The organism is Streptomyces sp. NPDC058326, assembly GCF_042879855.1.
GTDB lineage: Bacteria > Actinomycetota > Actinomycetes > Streptomycetales > Streptomycetaceae > Streptomyces.
Window position 1 is genome coordinate 99,157 of record NZ_JBHVZO010000011.1, and the last position, 13,831, is coordinate 112,987.

The window sequence follows — 13,831 nt, forward strand, 5'->3', positions numbered from 1 at the left end:
GGCCCGGCAAGGGGCGCCGTTCCGTTGTGCCCACCCGTTCCGCCCCAGCGGAACGAATGCCCACAACGGGGGGGCATGGCCGTGTCAGACGGCGTCGAGGCCGTGCGTGAGTACGCGCGCGAGGCGCGGGCGCCATCGCATCCCGTTGACCTGGCCGGGCTCGGAGCCGATGACGTACCGCACCCGGCGGCCGTGGACACGGCGGGCGGGCGCACGGCAGCCGCGCGGCCGGCAGCCCCGGGCCAGCGGGGCGTGGGCGGGGACGGACGCGGCGGTACGCAGCAGACGGCGCCGTCCCACGAGGTTCGCCGACGGCATGCCGACCGGGCCCGGGGCGGTGCCCCGGGAGGTCGGCGTGGCGCGGCGGAGGGTCATGGCTTCGGTCAGCTCCGGCCGTGCCGCAGGGCGGGGTGGGCGCCGGCGGCGACGAGGTCGGCGACGGCGGCCTTCGGGTCGCGGCCGGTGACGAGCGACTCGCCGACCAGGACCGCGTCGGCGCCCGCGTTGGCGTAGGCGATGAGGTCGTGCGGGCCGCGGACACCGGACTCGGCGATCTTGACGATGTTCGACGGGATCTCGGGTGCGACGCGCTCGAAGGTGGAGCGGTCGACCTTGAGGGTCTTGAGGTTCCGCGCGTTGACGCCGATGATCCGGGCGCCCGCGTCGACGGCGCGCTCGACCTCGTCCTCGTCGTGCACCTCGACCAGCGGGGTGAGCCCGATGGACTCGGCGCGCTCGATGAGGGAGACCAGCGCCTCCTGCTCCAGTGCGGCGACGATGAGGAGCGCGAGATCCGCTCCGTACGCCCGGGCCTCCCAGAGCTGGTAGGCGGTGACGATGAAGTCCTTGCGCAGGACCGGGATGTCGACCCGGGCCCGGACGGCCTCCAAGTCGGCGAGCGAACCGCCGAAGCGGCGCTGCTCGGTGAGGACGGAGATGACGGCCGCGCCGCCCGCCTCGTAGTCCGCGGCGAGACCTGCCGGGTCGGCGATCGCGGCGAGTGCGCCCTTGGACGGGCTGGAGCGCTTGACCTCGCAGATCACCTTGACGCCGTCCCCGCGCAGTGCGGCGACGCCGTCCTTGGCCTGCGGCGCCTTGGCGGCGCGCTCCTTGAGCTCGTCGAGGGTGACCCGCGCCTGCCGCTCTGCGAGGTCGGCGCGTACGCCTTCGATGATCTCGTCGAGCACACTCACGCGAGGGGCCCCCTTCCGGGACGGTGATGGTGATGATGAACCAGGTTCAGCCACTTCGATCCTATCCGCAGGACGGCCCCGTAACCGCATCGGCCGGAGGCGCGTCCCACCTGCTGGGACTCCCACACGGGCGCCCGTCGTGCCGCGCCGGGCCCTCAGGGGGCCAGCGCTGAGCCGAAGGGAAGGTTTCGGATCAGCGTGAAGAGGGCGAGGACTGCCCCGATCCCCCACCACAGGACCGGGGAGACCGCGAGGCGCATGGGCACCCCGCGGACGGCACGAATCAGCCAGACGACCATGAGGACGCCGAACAGTCCATAGCCGACGACGGCGAGGGCGTTGGCCCCGAGGGCGGCCGGGAGGTCCCCGTGGACGAAGGCGTGGGCGCTGCGGAGCCCGCCGCATCCGGGGCAGTAGAGGCCGGTGAAGCGGAGCAGCGGGCAGACGGGGTAGTGCCCGGGTTCGTTGGGGTCGACGGCTCCGACGTACGCGAAGGCGGCGGCGACCCCGGCGAGGGTGACGACCGGTGCGAGCAGCCGCCGCGCGAGCGGTCGTGGCGTCGCCGCCGGCACGGGTCCCGGCACCCCGGACGGAGGCCACGCGTGCGGTGGCTGGGGCCGGGGAGGGCGGCTCTGCGACGTGACGGAGAGACCGTGCCACGCGGGCGCGTCCGCCGGGGGCGGTGCGCCCTGGGGCGGCGCTGCGGGCCCGTCCGCCGGGGCCGGTGCGCCCGGGGGCGGCGACGCGGCTCCGGTCGCCGGGGCCCGTCCGCCCGGGAGCGGCGCTGCGGGCCCGTCCGCCCGGACCGGTCCGCCCGGGGGCGGCGCTGCCGCCCCGGTCGCCGGGGCCCGTCCACCCGGGAGCGGCGACGCGGCTTCGGCCGTCGGGGCTTGTACGTCCGCCGAGGTCGGTGCGTCCGGTGCGGTGGGTTCACCCGGGCGGGTGAGGGAAGCGTCTGTCACGGCTCCGGCCGTCGGCTGCGGGTCCACCCGGTGATTCTCGCCCCGGACGCGCGGGAGCGCAGCCCGGCACGGCCGGGCTGCGCTCTCGGATGCGTCGTGTCGCGTCAGGAACGGGCCCGCGCGGTCGCGGTCGCGGCCTCGCGCGCGGCGGTGACGGCCGCCGACTCCTTGGGCATGCCAAGGCCGGCCACCTTCATCGCACCGCCGACGATGCCGCCGAGCACGATGACACCCATGCCGACCCAGAAACCGGGCAGGTTGACGGCCACCATGCAGACTCCGGCGATGCAGAAGCCGATGAAGGAGATGATGACACCGGTCCAGGCGGCCGGGGTGTGTCCGTGGGCGCTGCCCGCCATGAGTTGCTCCTCGTTGCAGTTGCTCGATGGTGAGGTCTCGCGTGCGCGGACACTCGGCGCTCATTGTCCCGCACGCGGGCCCGGGAGGATGAATCGGGGGTACCGGGACGATCACGCGTCGCGGTCGGCGCCACCCTCAGGGGCCGTGGGTGGGGTCTTCGCCGCGGTCCAGGGCCTTCCACAGGTCTTCCGGCCGGTCGGGGTCGGCCGTGGGGGCCTTGCGTGCGGCGCGCGGGGCTCCGGAGCGCTCGTAGCGGCCGCCCATCGCGGGCCAGCCCTTGCCGAAGCGGAGCGCGAGGAGGCCGGCGAGCAGGATGAGGACGCCGCCCGCGGCGGTCACGTACGGCCAGGCGGTGTGGGTCAGGCCGGCGACGGCGGCCCCGGTGTCGCCGCTGATCCGGGCGGCCTCGGCGTTCAGGGCGGCGCTGTCGGACGCGCCGAGGACCGCGGCGAGCGCGGCGCCCGCGCCGCTGAGCGCGAGGAGCGCGGCGACGAGGGCGCGGCCGGTGCGGCGGACGGCGAAGACGGCGAAGAGCGCGGCGAGGCCGACGATCGCGAGGGCGGTCGGCACGCCGGTGACGGTGCCGCCTTCGGCTTCGACGGGGACGGTGCCGCCGCCGACGGACGCGGTGCCCTCGGCCCAGATCTGGCCGGCGGAGAGCAGGACGACGGTGGCGCCGAGGGCGCCGAGGAGGAGGGCCGCGGCCAGGCTGCGACGGCCGCCGGTGGGGACGGCCGCGCGGGCGGCCCGGGGCTGGGGTACGGGTACGGCACTCACGTACCCCACTATCCCCTACCGGCTCAGGCGCCGTTCATCCGGTTGGCGGTGTGGACGGCGCGGAGGACGGCCGCGGCCTTGTTGCGGCACTCGTTGTCCTCGGCGACGGGGTCGGAGTCGGCGACGACACCCGCTCCGGCCTGCACGTACGCGGTGCCGTCGCGGAGCAGGGCGGTGCGGATGGCGATGGCCGTGTCCGCGTCGCCCGCGAAATCGAGATAACCGACACATCCGCCGTAGAGGCCGCGCCGGGAGGGTTCGAGTTCCTCGATGATCTGCATGGCTCGGGGCTTGGGCGCGCCGGAGAGCGTGCCGGCCGGGAAGCAGGCGGTGAGGACGTCGAAGGCGGTCTTCCCCTCGGCGACCTCACCGGTCACGGTGGAGACGATGTGCATGACGTGCGAGTAGCGCTCGACGGACATGAAGTCGACGACCTCGACGGAGCCGGGTGCGCAGACCCGGCCGAGGTCGTTGCGGCCGAGGTCGACGAGCATGAGGTGCTCGGCGCGTTCCTTGGGGTCGGCGAGCAGTTCCTCGGCGAGGTCGTGGTCCTCCTGCGGGGTGGCGCCGCGGTGCCGGGTGCCCGCGATGGGGTGGAGCATCGCGTGCCCGTCCTCGACCTTGACGAGGGCCTCGGGGCTGGATCCGACGACGTCGAAGCCGTTCTCGAAGCGGAAGAGGTACATGTACGGGGACGGGTTGGTGGCCCGCAGGACCCGGTAGACGTCGAGCGCGGAGGCGGTGCAGGGGGTCTCGAACCGCTGGGAGGGCACGACCTGGAAGGCCTCGCCGGCCCGGATGCGCTCCTTGATGTCCTCGACGGCCTCCTGGTAGGCGGGGCCGCCCCAGAGGGCGGAGAACTCGGGGAGCTCGGAGGCGGGCAGGGCGGTGGGGGCGGTGGCGACCGGGCGGGCCAGGTCGGCCTCCATCGCGTCGAGGCGGGCGACGGCGTGCGCGTACGCCTCCTCGACGCCGGTCTCCAGGTCGTTGTGGTTGATCGCGTTGGCGATCAGGAGGACGGAGCCGTCCCAGTGGTCGAGGACCGCGAGGTCGCTGGTGAGGAGCATGGTCAGCTCGGGCAGCTTCAGGTCGTCGCGGCCGTGCTCGCCGATCTTCTCCAGTCGGCGGACGATGTCGTAGCCGAGGTACCCGACCATGCCGCCGGTGAAGGGTGGCATGCCCGAGGCCAGATCGCGCGGGGTGTGGAGGGTCTCGACGGTGGCGCGCAGGGCCTGGAGCGGGTCACCGGCCGTGGGGACGCCGACGGGCGGGGTGCCCAGCCAGTGGGCCTCGCCGTCCCTCACCGTCAGGGTGGCGTCGCTGCGGACGCCGATGAAGGAGTAGCGCGACCAGCTGCGGCCGTTCTCCGCGGATTCGAGGAGGAAGGTGCCGGGCCGTTCGGCGGCGAGCTTGCGGTAGAGCCCGACCGGGGTGTCGCCGTCCGCGAGCAGCCTGCGGCTGACGGGGATGACGCGGCGGTCGGCCGCCAGCTTGCGGAAGGTGTCGAGATCCATGGCGCCAGACCCTACTCGGATGCGAGGAGCACGTCGGCGTCGAAGCAGGTCCGGGCGCCGGTGTGGCAGGCGGCTCCGACCTGGTCGACCTTGACGAGGACGGTGTCGGCGTCGCAGTCGAGGGCGACGGACTTGACGTGCTGGACGTGGCCCGAGGTGTCACCCTTGACCCAGTACTCCTGGCGGCTGCGGGACCAGTAGGTGCAGCGGCCGGTGGTGAGGGTGCGGTGCAGGGCCTCGTCGTCCATCCAGCCGAGCATCAGCACCTCGCCGGTGTCGTACTGCTGGGCGATGGCGGGGAGGAGCCCGTCGGGGCTGCGCTTGAGCCGGGCGGCGAGGGCCGGGTCGAGATTGCTGCTCATGGCGCCATTGTGCCGCGCCCGTGGGTGGTGTCCGGCGGAGCGTCCACTGGGCGGACCGGCGGCGACCGCCGTACGCTGGCGGTCATGTCGACCCATGCCAAACGTGAACGGCTTCTGCTCGCCGACCTGTTGGAGGCGGCCGGTCCGGACGCCCCGACGCTCTGCGAGGGCTGGCGGACCCGGGACCTCGCGGCCCATGTGGTGGTGCGGGAACGGCGCCCTGACGCGGCGGCCGGTTCCCTCCTGCCGGTGCTGAAGGACCGGCAGGACCGGGTGATGGCGGAGTTCGCCGACAAGCCGTACGAGGAGCTGATCCAGCTCATCCGTACGGGTCCTCCGCGGTTCTCGCCGTTCGCCGTCAAGCAGGTGGACGAGGGGGCGAACGTCGTCGAGTTCTACGTCCACGCCGAGGACGTGCGCCGTGCGCAGCCCGACTGGTCGTCGCGCGAGCTCGACCCTGTCTTCGCGGACGCCCTCTGGTCCCGCCTGGAGCGCACCGCCCGCCTCCTCGGCCGCAAGGTCCCGGTGGGCCTCGTGCTGCGCCGGCCGAACGGCCAGACGGTGGTGGCGCACCGGGGCACCCCGGTGGTGACGGCCTCCGGGGAGCCGGGCGAGCTGACGATGTACCTGTACGGGCGCCAGGCCTCGGCCAAGGTGGAGCTGGACGGGGAGCCGGAGGCGATCGAGCGGCTGCGGGAGACGAAGCAGCTGGGGCTCTGACCGCGGCCCCGGCCTGATCGGCGGGACGCCTGTCAGGGCAGTTCGGCGCGGCGGAGGGCCGGGACCGCGAGGGCGTACACGCCGGACAGGGCGCAGACCGCGGCGCTGACGACGAAGACCGGTCCGGGTCCCCACAGCCCGATCGCCGCGCCGGTGAGCGGGAAGCTCAGCGGAGCGATGCCGAGGCTGCCGAGGCCGGAGACCGCGCTCACCCGGCCCAGGTACGCGGGGTCGCACGTGGTCTGGATGACGGCTCCGCACAGGGCGCCGGAGAGGCCGGCGAGCAGGCCGACGCCGAGGGCGAGGCCCACCGCGACCGGCAGCAGCGTGGTGTGGGCGAGCGCGCCGATCGATACGGATCCGAGGACGACGGTCCAGCCGAGGACCGTGCCGGCCCGGGGTATCCGGCCCTTGACGGTAAGGAGCAGGGACGCGGAGCCCGCGCCCGTACCGAATCCGGCGAGGATCCAGCCGATGCCGGAGGCGCCCCAGCCGCGCTGGTCGGCGAGGATCGTGAGGCCGACGTTGAGCGGGCCGGCGAAGCCGAGGTCGCCGAGGAGCACGACGATCATCATCGGGCCGAGGGCCCGGTGGCGGCGGAGGTAGCGCAGGCCGTCGGCGAGGTCGCGCAGAGCCGTGCCGTCGCCGGCCATCCCGTCCGTACCGTCGCCGGTCATCCCCTCCGTGCCGTCGCCGGTCTTCCCGTCCGTGCCGGGCAGCGGGCGGAGCCTGAGCGCTGCGAGCAGCGGCAGGGAGAGGGCGAAGAGGATCCCGGCGACGCCGAAGGCGGTGGCGGAGCCGCCGACGGCGATGGCGAGGCCGCCCAGCGGGGCGCCGATGACGGGACCGAGGCGCTGGGCGACGCCGCGCATGCCCTGGACGCGGGCGAGCTGGTCGCGCGCGGTGATCCGGGGCGGAAGTGCGCCGACGGCAGGCATGAAGAGGGCGTCGACGACGCCGAAGACGAGGGCGACGACGGCGAGGATCCAGAGGCCGGGTGAGGCGAGGAGCAGGATCGCGGCGAGGCCGAGGGCGACGAGGCAGCGGACGGCGTCGGAGGCGATGACGACCCGGCGCGGGCCGAGGCGGTCGGCGATCACTCCCCCGGCGAGCATGAGCAGCGCGCGGGGCACGGCCGAGACGGCCATGACGAGCCCGGCCTGGGCGGGGGTGCCGCTGCTGACGGCGGCCCAGGAGAGGGCCAGGTAGTAGATGCTGTCGCCGAGGGTGGAGGCGGTGTAGGCGCCGAGCCAGCGCAGGACCTGGGGATCACGGTGGGCGGGGCGGGCCGCCGCCGCGACGGCGGTGACCGTCATGAGCGGTACGGGAACGCGTGGAGGTGGACGGCGACGTTCTCACGGCCCTCCGTGTCGCCGGCCGCTTCGGCGGCACGGGCGGCCTTGTCGTACTTCTGGAGGACGGCTTCGAGTTCCTCGCCGAGGGCGGAGAGTTCGGCGGCGTTGAGGCGGGGCAGCCACTCGGAGCTGAGCGAGGCGGAGCGCCACTCGGCGGACCAGGTGAGCCGTTCGTCGAGGAAGCGGCGGTGGAGTTCGACGCGCTGTTCGTTGACCGTACGGCCGAAGGCGTCGCTCGCGGCGGCCAGTTCGGGGGCGTCCCTGACGTCCTCCTCCTGGATGCTGAAGCCGTACGAGCTGGGCTTCCACCAGCGTTCACGGCCGTCCGCCGACTGTGTCCCGGCCTCCTCGATCAGGCCGTGGTCGGCGAGCTTGCGCAGGTGGTAGCTGACGAGGGAGACGGCCTCGTCGACCTGGTCGGCGAGCTGGGAGGCGGTGGCGGTGCGGGCCACGAAGAGGGCGCGGTAGAGGCGCATCCGCAGCGGGTGCGAGATGGCTTTGAGGGTGCCGAGATCGGTGATCCGGCGGTTCTCCGGCGAGGTCATGTCCACGACCCTAGACAGGAAGGAAAACTTGCGCAATGAAAATTGCACAAAGAATCCTGCACATCTGGGGAAGAAGAAGGGCCCCCGTGGGGGCCCTTCCTGACGAGCGCTCAGCGGACCGGCCGGCCCGCCTCCCGCAGCGCGTCCTTGACCTGCGAGATCCGCAGATCGCCGAAGTGGAAGACGGAGGCCGCGAGCACCGCGTCCGCGCCCGCCGCCACGGCCGGCGGGAAGTCGGAGAGCTTCCCGGCTCCGCCGGAGGCGATCACCGGCACCGTGACGTGCTTGCGCACGGCCGCGATCATCTCGGTGTCGTAGCCGTCCTTCGTACCGTCCGCGTCCATCGAGTTGAGCAGGATCTCCCCCGCGCCGAGCTCGGCGGCCCGGTGCGCCCACTCGACGGCGTCGATGCCGGTGCCCTTGCGGCCGCCGTGCGTCGTCACCTCGAAGGAGCCCGAGGCGGTACGCCGGGCGTCGACCGACAGGACGAGCACCTGGCGGCCGAAGCGCTCCGCGATCTCCTGGATCAGCTCGGGGCGCGCGATGGCGGCGGTGTTGACGCCCACCTTGTCGGCACCGGCCCGCAGCAGCTTGTCGACGTCCTCCGCCGACCGGACGCCGCCGCCGACCGTGAGCGGGATGAAAACCTGCTCGGCAGTGCGGCGCACCACGTCGTAGGTGGTCTCGCGGTTGCCGGAGGACGCGGTGATGTCGAGGAAGGTCAGCTCGTCGGCGCCCTCGGCGTCGTACAGCTTGGCCATCTCGACGGGGTCACCGGCGTCGCGCAGGTTCTGGAAGTTGACGCCCTTCACGACCCGGCCGTTGTCCACGTCCAGGCAGGGGATCACGCGTACGGCGAGGCTCATGCCGCATCACCCCGGAAGGCTTCCACCTCGACCTCGACGACCAGACTCGGGTCGACGAAACCGGAGACGATGATCATCGAGGCGGCGGGGCGGACGGCGTCGAAGAGCTCCTTGTGCGCGCGGCCGACCTCGTCCACGTCCCGGGCGTGGGTGAGGTACATCCGGGTACGCACGACGTGCTCCGGGCCCAGGTCCAGCTGCTTCAGCGCCGAGAAGGCCACGTTGAAGGAGTTCATCGCCTGCTCGTAGGGGCCTCCGCCGGCGATCTGGCCGCCGATCACCGACGTACAGCCGGAGACCAGGACCAGGCCGTTCGGCAGCTCCACCGCGCGGGAGTAGCCGAACTGGTCCTCCCAGGGAGCGCCGGTCACCACCTTGCGGACTTCCCCGGTCACGGCTTCACCGCCGCGAGCGCCTCTTCCAGGGTGAACGCCTTGGCGTACAGCGCCTTGCCGACGATCGCGCCCTCGACACCCAGCGGGACCAGACCGGACAGGGCCCGGAGGTCGTCGAGGGAGGAGACGCCGCCGGAGGCGACGACGGGCTTGTCCGTGGCCGCGCAGACGTTCCTCAGGAGCTCCAGGTTGGGGCCCTGGAGGGTGCCGTCCTTGGCGATGTCGGTGACGACGTAGCGGGAGCAGCCCTCGGAGTCGAGGCGGGCGAGCGTCTCGTAGAGGTCGCCACCGTCGCGGGTCCAGCCGCGGCCGCGGAGGGTCGTGCCGCGTACGTCGAGACCGACGGCGATCTTGTCGCCGTACTCGGCGATGACCTTGGCGACCCACTCGGGGGTCTCCAGGGCGGCGGTGCCGAGGTTGACGCGGGTGCAGCCGGTGGCGAGGGCGGCGGCGAGCGAGGCGTCGTCGCGGATGCCGCCGGAGAGCTCGACCTTGATGTCCATGGCCCGGGCGACCTCGGCGATCAGCTGCCGGTTGTCACCGGTGCCGAAGGCGGCGTCGAGGTCGACCAGGTGCAGCCACTCGGCGCCGGAGTTCTGCCAGGCGAGGGCCGCTTCGAGCGGGGAGCCGTAGGAGGTCTCGGTGCCCGACTCGCCGTGCACGAGACGGACGGCCTGGCCGTCTCGGACGTCGACGGCGGGGAGGAGTTCGAGCACGCTTCCGGTCGACACAGTCACAGGGTTCCGATCCAGTTGGTGAGGAGCTGGGCGCCGGCGTCGCCGGACTTCTCGGGGTGGAACTGGGTGGCCCACAGGGCGCCGTTCTCGACGGCCGCGACGAAGGGCTCGCCGTGGGTGGTCCAGGCGACCTTGGGGGCGCGCATGTTGGGGTTGCCGACCTCCAGGGTCCACTCGCGCACCGCGTAGGAGTGCACGAAGTAGTACCGGGCGTCGGCGTCGAGGCCCGCGAACAGTTCGCTGCCCTCGGGAGCTTCGACCGTGTTCCAGCCCATGTGGGGGACGACGGGGGCGTTCAACGGCTCGACCGTACCGGGCCACTCGTCGAGGCCCTCAGTCTCCACGCCGTGCTCGATGCCCTGCGCGAAGAGGATCTGCATGCCGACGCAGATGCCCATGACCGGGCGGCCGCCGGAGAGCCGGCGGCCGACGATCCAGTCGCCGCGGGCCTCCTTGAGCCCCTGCATGCAGGCGGAGAAGGCGCCGACGCCGGGGACGAGGAGCCCGTCCGCGTTCATGGCCTTCTCGTAGTCGCGGGTGATCTCGACGTCGGCGCCGACGCGGGCGAGCGCGCGCTCGGCGGAGCGGACGTTTCCGAAGCCGTAGTCGAAGACGACGACCTTCTTGGGCGTGCTCACGGTGCTCATTCCCAGATTCCCTGGATCCGCAGGACGCCGGCGACCAGGCACATCACGGAGGCGATGGCGAGGACGGCGATCACGCCCTTGGGCAGCTGTTGCTTGGAGAAGGAGTACACACCACCGGCGAGGAAGAGCCCGACGACGATGAGGACGGTGGAGAGGCCGGTCATGGGGTTAGAGCGCGCCCTTCGTGGAGGGGAGGATGCCGGCGGCGCGCACGTCGCGCTCGGAGGCGTAGCGGAGGGCGCGGGCGAGGGCCTTGAACTGGCACTCCACGATGTGGTGGGCGTTGCGCCCGTACGGGACGTGGATGTGCAGCGCGATCTGGGCCTGGGCGACGAAGGACTCGAAGATGTGCCGGGTCATCGTCGTGTCGTACGAGCCGATCATCGGCGCCATGTTCTCGGGCTCGGTGTGCACGAGGTACGGGCGGCCGGAGAGGTCCACGGTCACCTGGGCGAGCGACTCGTCGAGCGGGACGGTGCAGTTGCCGAAGCGGTAGATGCCGACCTTGTCGCCGAGGGCCTGCTTGAAGGCGGCGCCGAGGGCGAGGGCGGTGTCCTCGATGGTGTGGTGCGAGTCGATGTGCAGGTCGCCGTCGGTCTTGACCGTCAGGTCGAAGAGGCCGTGCCGGCCGAGCTGGTCGAGCATGTGGTCGTAGAAGCCGACCCCGGTCGACACGTCGACCTTCCCGGTGCCGTCGAGGTCGATCTCGACGACGACGGAGGTCTCCTTGGTGGTGCGCTCAACGCGGCCTACGCGGCTCATCGCTCCTGCTCCTTCATCAATTCACGAACCGCGTCGAGGAACGCGTCGTTCTCTTCGGGGGTGCCGGCGGTGACCCTCAGCCAGCCCGGTACGCCGTTGTCCCGGACCAGGACGCCCTGGTCGAGGAGCCGCTGCCAGGCCGCGTGCGTGTCGGGGAACTTCCCGAACTGCACGAAGTTGGCGTCCGAGTCGGTGACCTCGCAGCCGATGGCCCGCAGCTCGGCGACGAGCCGGTCGCGCTCGGCCTTGAGCTGCTCGACGTACCCGAGGAGGGTGTCGGTGTGCTCGAGGGCGGCGAGAGCGGTCGCCTGGGTGACGGCGGAGAGGTGGTACGGCAGGCGGACCAGCTGGACGGCGTCGACCACGGCCGGGTGGGCGGCGAGGTAGCCGAGGCGGAGCCCGGCGGCACCGAAGGCCTTGGACATGGTCCGGGAGACCACCAGGTTCGGGCGGCCCTCGAGGAGCGGCAGCAGCGAGTCCCGGTGGCTGAACTCCACGTAGGCCTCGTCGACGACCACCATCGAGGGCTTGGCCGCCTGGGCCGCCTCGTACAGGGCGAGGACGGTCTCGGCCGCGACCGCGGTACCGGTGGGGTTGTTGGGGGAGGTGATGAAGACGACGTCGGGCCGGTGCTCGGCGATCGCCTTCCCGGCCGCCGCCACGTCGATGGTGAAGTCCTCGTTCCGCGGGCCGGAGATCCAGCCGGTGCCGGTGCCGCGGGCGATCAGGGCGTGCATCGAGTACGAGGGTTCGAAGCCGATGGCGGTACGGCCGGGGCCGCCGAAGGTCTGGAGCAGCTGCTGGAGGACCTCGTTGGAGCCGTTGGCCGCCCACACGTTCTCGACGGCGACCGGGTGTCCGCCGGTACGGGTGAGGTAGCGGGCGAGCTCGGTGCGGAGCTCGACCGCGTCCCGGTCGGGGTAGCGGTTGAGGCCGCGGGCGGCCTCGGCGACCCGCTCCGCGATCCGGGCGACGAGCGGCTCGGGCAGCGGGTAGGGGTTCTCGTTGGTGTTCAGCTGGACGGGGACGTCGAGCTGGGGCGCGCCGTAGGGGGACTTGCCGCGCAGCTCGTCGCGGACGGGCAGGTCGTCGATCCGGATCTCGGTCACTTGCTTTCCGGCACCTTCCATCCGAACCGCGCCTTGATCGCCGCGCCGTGGGCCGGGAGGTCCTCGGCCTCGGCGAGGGTGACGACGTGGTGGGCGACGTCGGCGAGCGCGTCGCGCGTGTAGTCCACGATGTGCACCCCGCGCAGGAAGGACTGCACGGAGAGGCCCGAGGAGTGGCAGGCGCAGCCGCCGGTGGGCAGGACGTGGTTGGAGCCGGCGCAGTAGTCGCCGAGGGAGACGGGCGCCCAGGGGCCGACGAAGATCGCGCCCGCGTTGCGGACCCGGTCGGCGACGGCGGAGGCGTCGCGGGTCTGGATCTCCAGGTGCTCGGCTCCGTAGGCGTCGACGACCCTGAGGCCCTCGTCGACGCCGTCCACGAGGACGATCGCGGACTGCTTTCCGGAGAGGGCGGGGACGATCCGGTCGTCGATGTGCTTGGAGGCGGCGACCTGGGTCTTCAGCTCGGCCTCGGTGGCGGCGGCCAGCTCCTCCGAGTCGGTGACGAGGACGGAGGCGGCCATCGGGTCGTGCTCGGCCTGGCTGATGAGGTCGGCGGCGACGTGGACGGGATCGGCGGTGGAGTCCGCGAGGATCGCGATCTCCGTCGGTCCTGCCTCGGCGTCGATGCCGATGCGGCCCTTGAGGAGACGCTTGGCGGCGGCCACGTAGATGTTGCCGGGGCCGGTGACCAGGTCGACGGGGGCGCAGCCCCCGGGGCCCTCCGTGCCGTAGGCGAACATGGCGATGGCCTGGGCGCCGCCGGCGGCGTAGACCTCGTCGACCCCGAGCAGGGCGCAGGCGGCCAGGATCGTGGGGTGCGGAAGGCCGCCGAACTCCTTCTGCGGGGGCGAGGCGATGGCCACGCCCTCGACTCCGGCCTCCTGGGCGGGGACGACGTTCATCACGACGGAGGACGGGTATACGGAGCGGCCGCCCGGCACGTACAGGCCGACGCGGTCGACCGGGATCCACTTCTCGGTGACCGTGCCGCCGGGGACGACCTGGGTGATGTGGGTGGTGCGGCGCTGCTCGCGGTGGACGAGGCGGGCGCGGCGGATGGACTCCTCGAGGGCGGCGCGGACGGCCGGGTCGAGCTCGTCCAGGGCGCGGGAGAGCTCCTCGGCGGGGACGCGCAGCCGCTCCAGGCGCACGCCGTCGAACTTCTCCCCGTAGTCGATCACCGCGGCCGCGCCATGATGCCGGACGTCCTCGCAGATCGGCCGCACCTTCTCCAGGGCGGCTTCCACGTCGAACTCGGCACGGGGCAGCAGGTCGCGCAGGGCGGAACCCTCGGGGAGGGCCTCGCCGCGCAGATCGATTCGAGAGATCACGGGTCAATTCTCGCAGACGGCCTACAACGCCGGTCGTCCGTATCAACAGCTGATACATGCCATTCACTGACCGATACACGCCACACTGGCGTCTTGTCGCCACTCCTGACCGTTAGCGTTCAGCCCGTCACTCAGCGGGAAGAACGGCTGTACGAATCCACGGGACCCCGGAAACGGAATCGTGGATTCGGGGGAA

18 protein-coding genes are annotated in these 13,831 nt (G+C 72.6%); 1 reads left to right on the forward strand and 17 read right to left on the reverse strand.

Annotated elements, in window-relative coordinates:
- Positions 1-84 precede the first annotated feature (84 nt).
- The 7 genes from trpM to hisI form a co-directional block, all read right to left on the reverse strand.
- Positions 85-375: a tryptophan biosynthesis modulator TrpM gene (gene trpM, locus ACFVYX_RS21135; RefSeq protein WP_389682941.1), complete on the reverse strand. Its 291-nt coding sequence runs from the start codon at positions 373-375 to the stop codon at positions 85-87.
- Positions 376-383: 8 nt separating this feature from the next.
- Complete coding sequence (gene trpC, locus ACFVYX_RS21140) at positions 384-1,193, reverse strand: indole-3-glycerol phosphate synthase TrpC (protein WP_389682942.1); 810 nt, start codon at positions 1,191-1,193, stop codon at positions 384-386.
- A gap of 155 nt (positions 1,194-1,348) precedes the next feature.
- Positions 1,349-1,765, reverse strand: a complete 417-nt coding sequence (locus ACFVYX_RS21145) for a DUF2752 domain-containing protein (protein WP_389682943.1) — start codon at positions 1,763-1,765, stop codon at positions 1,349-1,351.
- Positions 1,766-2,259: 494 nt separating this feature from the next.
- A complete protein-coding gene (locus tag ACFVYX_RS21150; protein ID WP_389682944.1) occupies positions 2,260-2,514 on the reverse strand; it encodes an HGxxPAAW family protein in 255 nt (84 codons plus the stop codon).
- A 136-nt stretch (positions 2,515-2,650) separates the two neighbouring features.
- Positions 2,651-3,301: a TIGR02234 family membrane protein gene (locus tag ACFVYX_RS21155; protein ID WP_389682945.1), complete on the reverse strand. Its 651-nt coding sequence runs from the start codon at positions 3,299-3,301 to the stop codon at positions 2,651-2,653.
- 14 nt (positions 3,302-3,315) lie between these two features.
- Positions 3,316-4,806: an anthranilate synthase component I gene (locus ACFVYX_RS21160; protein ID WP_389682946.1), complete on the reverse strand. Its 1,491-nt coding sequence runs from the start codon at positions 4,804-4,806 to the stop codon at positions 3,316-3,318.
- An 11-nt stretch (positions 4,807-4,817) separates the two neighbouring features.
- Positions 4,818-5,168, reverse strand: a complete 351-nt coding sequence (hisI, locus tag ACFVYX_RS21165; protein ID WP_389682947.1) for a phosphoribosyl-AMP cyclohydrolase — start codon at positions 5,166-5,168, stop codon at positions 4,818-4,820.
- A gap of 84 nt (positions 5,169-5,252) precedes the next feature.
- Between hisI and ACFVYX_RS21170 the strand changes: the two genes are divergently transcribed.
- Positions 5,253-5,888: a TIGR03085 family metal-binding protein gene (locus ACFVYX_RS21170; RefSeq protein ID WP_389682948.1), complete on the forward strand. Its 636-nt coding sequence runs from the start codon at positions 5,253-5,255 to the stop codon at positions 5,886-5,888.
- A 32-nt stretch (positions 5,889-5,920) separates the two neighbouring features.
- Here the strand turns inward: ACFVYX_RS21170 and ACFVYX_RS21175 are convergent, their stop codons facing one another.
- The 10 genes from ACFVYX_RS21175 to hisD all read right to left on the reverse strand — a co-directional run bounded on the left by ACFVYX_RS21175 (position 5,921) and on the right by hisD (position 13,635).
- Positions 5,921-7,204, reverse strand: coding sequence for an MFS transporter (locus ACFVYX_RS21175; RefSeq protein ID WP_389682949.1), 1,284 nt, complete (start codon positions 7,202-7,204; stop codon positions 5,921-5,923).
- The gene (locus ACFVYX_RS21180; protein WP_389682950.1) at positions 7,201-7,788 is read right to left on the reverse strand and encodes a winged helix-turn-helix domain-containing protein; all 588 of its coding nucleotides are present in this window, start codon (positions 7,786-7,788) and stop codon (positions 7,201-7,203) included. The genes ACFVYX_RS21175 and ACFVYX_RS21180 overlap by 4 nt, the downstream gene beginning before the upstream one ends.
- A 110-nt stretch (positions 7,789-7,898) precedes the next feature.
- Positions 7,899-8,654, reverse strand: a complete 756-nt coding sequence (gene hisF / locus ACFVYX_RS21185) for an imidazole glycerol phosphate synthase subunit HisF (RefSeq protein WP_345281032.1) — start codon at positions 8,652-8,654, stop codon at positions 7,899-7,901.
- Positions 8,651-9,049, reverse strand: a complete 399-nt coding sequence (locus tag ACFVYX_RS21190; RefSeq protein WP_389682951.1) for a RidA family protein — start codon at positions 9,047-9,049, stop codon at positions 8,651-8,653. Before ACFVYX_RS21190 ends, hisF begins: the two co-directional genes overlap by 4 nt.
- Complete coding sequence (gene priA / locus ACFVYX_RS21195) at positions 9,046-9,780, reverse strand: bifunctional 1-(5-phosphoribosyl)-5-((5-phosphoribosylamino)methylideneamino)imidazole-4-carboxamide isomerase/phosphoribosylanthranilate isomerase PriA (protein WP_389682953.1); 735 nt, start codon at positions 9,778-9,780, stop codon at positions 9,046-9,048. The genes ACFVYX_RS21190 and priA overlap by 4 nt, the downstream gene beginning before the upstream one ends.
- 2 nt (positions 9,781-9,782) lie before the next feature.
- Positions 9,783-10,433: an imidazole glycerol phosphate synthase subunit HisH gene (gene hisH, locus ACFVYX_RS21200; RefSeq protein WP_389682954.1), complete on the reverse strand. Its 651-nt coding sequence runs from the start codon at positions 10,431-10,433 to the stop codon at positions 9,783-9,785.
- Complete coding sequence (locus tag ACFVYX_RS21205; protein ID WP_389682955.1) at positions 10,430-10,597, reverse strand: hypothetical protein; 168 nt, start codon at positions 10,595-10,597, stop codon at positions 10,430-10,432. The genes hisH and ACFVYX_RS21205 overlap by 4 nt, the downstream gene beginning before the upstream one ends.
- A gap of 4 nt (positions 10,598-10,601) precedes the next feature.
- Positions 10,602-11,195, reverse strand: a complete 594-nt coding sequence (gene hisB / locus ACFVYX_RS21210; RefSeq protein ID WP_351213136.1) for an imidazoleglycerol-phosphate dehydratase HisB — start codon at positions 11,193-11,195, stop codon at positions 10,602-10,604.
- Positions 11,192-12,304, reverse strand: a complete 1,113-nt coding sequence (locus ACFVYX_RS21215) for a histidinol-phosphate transaminase (protein WP_389682956.1) — start codon at positions 12,302-12,304, stop codon at positions 11,192-11,194. Before ACFVYX_RS21215 ends, hisB begins: the two co-directional genes overlap by 4 nt.
- A complete protein-coding gene (gene hisD / locus ACFVYX_RS21220; protein WP_389682957.1) occupies positions 12,301-13,635 on the reverse strand; it encodes a histidinol dehydrogenase in 1,335 nt (444 codons plus the stop codon). The genes ACFVYX_RS21215 and hisD overlap by 4 nt, the downstream gene beginning before the upstream one ends.
- Between the last annotated feature and the right edge of the window lie 196 nt (positions 13,636-13,831).

Excerpts from the sequence above, each read along its gene's own strand:
- trpM (WP_389682941.1), bottom strand. The coding sequence starts at position 375 with ATGACCCTCCGCCGCGCCACGCCGACCTCCCGGGGCACCGCCCCGGGC.
- ACFVYX_RS21150 (WP_389682944.1), bottom strand. The coding sequence starts at position 2,514 with ATGGCGGGCAGCGCCCACGGACACACCCCGGCCGCCTGGACCGGTGTC.
- ACFVYX_RS21160 (WP_389682946.1), bottom strand. The coding sequence starts at position 4,806 with ATGGATCTCGACACCTTCCGCAAGCTGGCGGCCGACCGCCGCGTCATC.
- hisI (WP_389682947.1), bottom strand. The coding sequence starts at position 5,168 with ATGAGCAGCAATCTCGACCCGGCCCTCGCCGCCCGGCTCAAGCGCAGC.
- ACFVYX_RS21170 (WP_389682948.1), top strand. The coding sequence starts at position 5,253 with ATGTCGACCCATGCCAAACGTGAACGGCTTCTGCTCGCCGACCTGTTG.
- ACFVYX_RS21175 (WP_389682949.1), bottom strand. The coding sequence starts at position 7,204 with ATGACGGTCACCGCCGTCGCGGCGGCGGCCCGCCCCGCCCACCGTGAT.
- ACFVYX_RS21180 (WP_389682950.1), bottom strand. The coding sequence starts at position 7,788 with ATGACCTCGCCGGAGAACCGCCGGATCACCGATCTCGGCACCCTCAAA.
- hisF (WP_345281032.1), bottom strand. The coding sequence starts at position 8,654 with ATGAGCCTCGCCGTACGCGTGATCCCCTGCCTGGACGTGGACAACGGC.
- hisH (WP_389682954.1), bottom strand. The coding sequence starts at position 10,433 with ATGAGCACCGTGAGCACGCCCAAGAAGGTCGTCGTCTTCGACTACGGC.
- ACFVYX_RS21205 (WP_389682955.1), bottom strand. The coding sequence starts at position 10,597 with ATGACCGGCCTCTCCACCGTCCTCATCGTCGTCGGGCTCTTCCTCGCC.
- hisB (WP_351213136.1), bottom strand. The coding sequence starts at position 11,195 with ATGAGCCGCGTAGGCCGCGTTGAGCGCACCACCAAGGAGACCTCCGTC.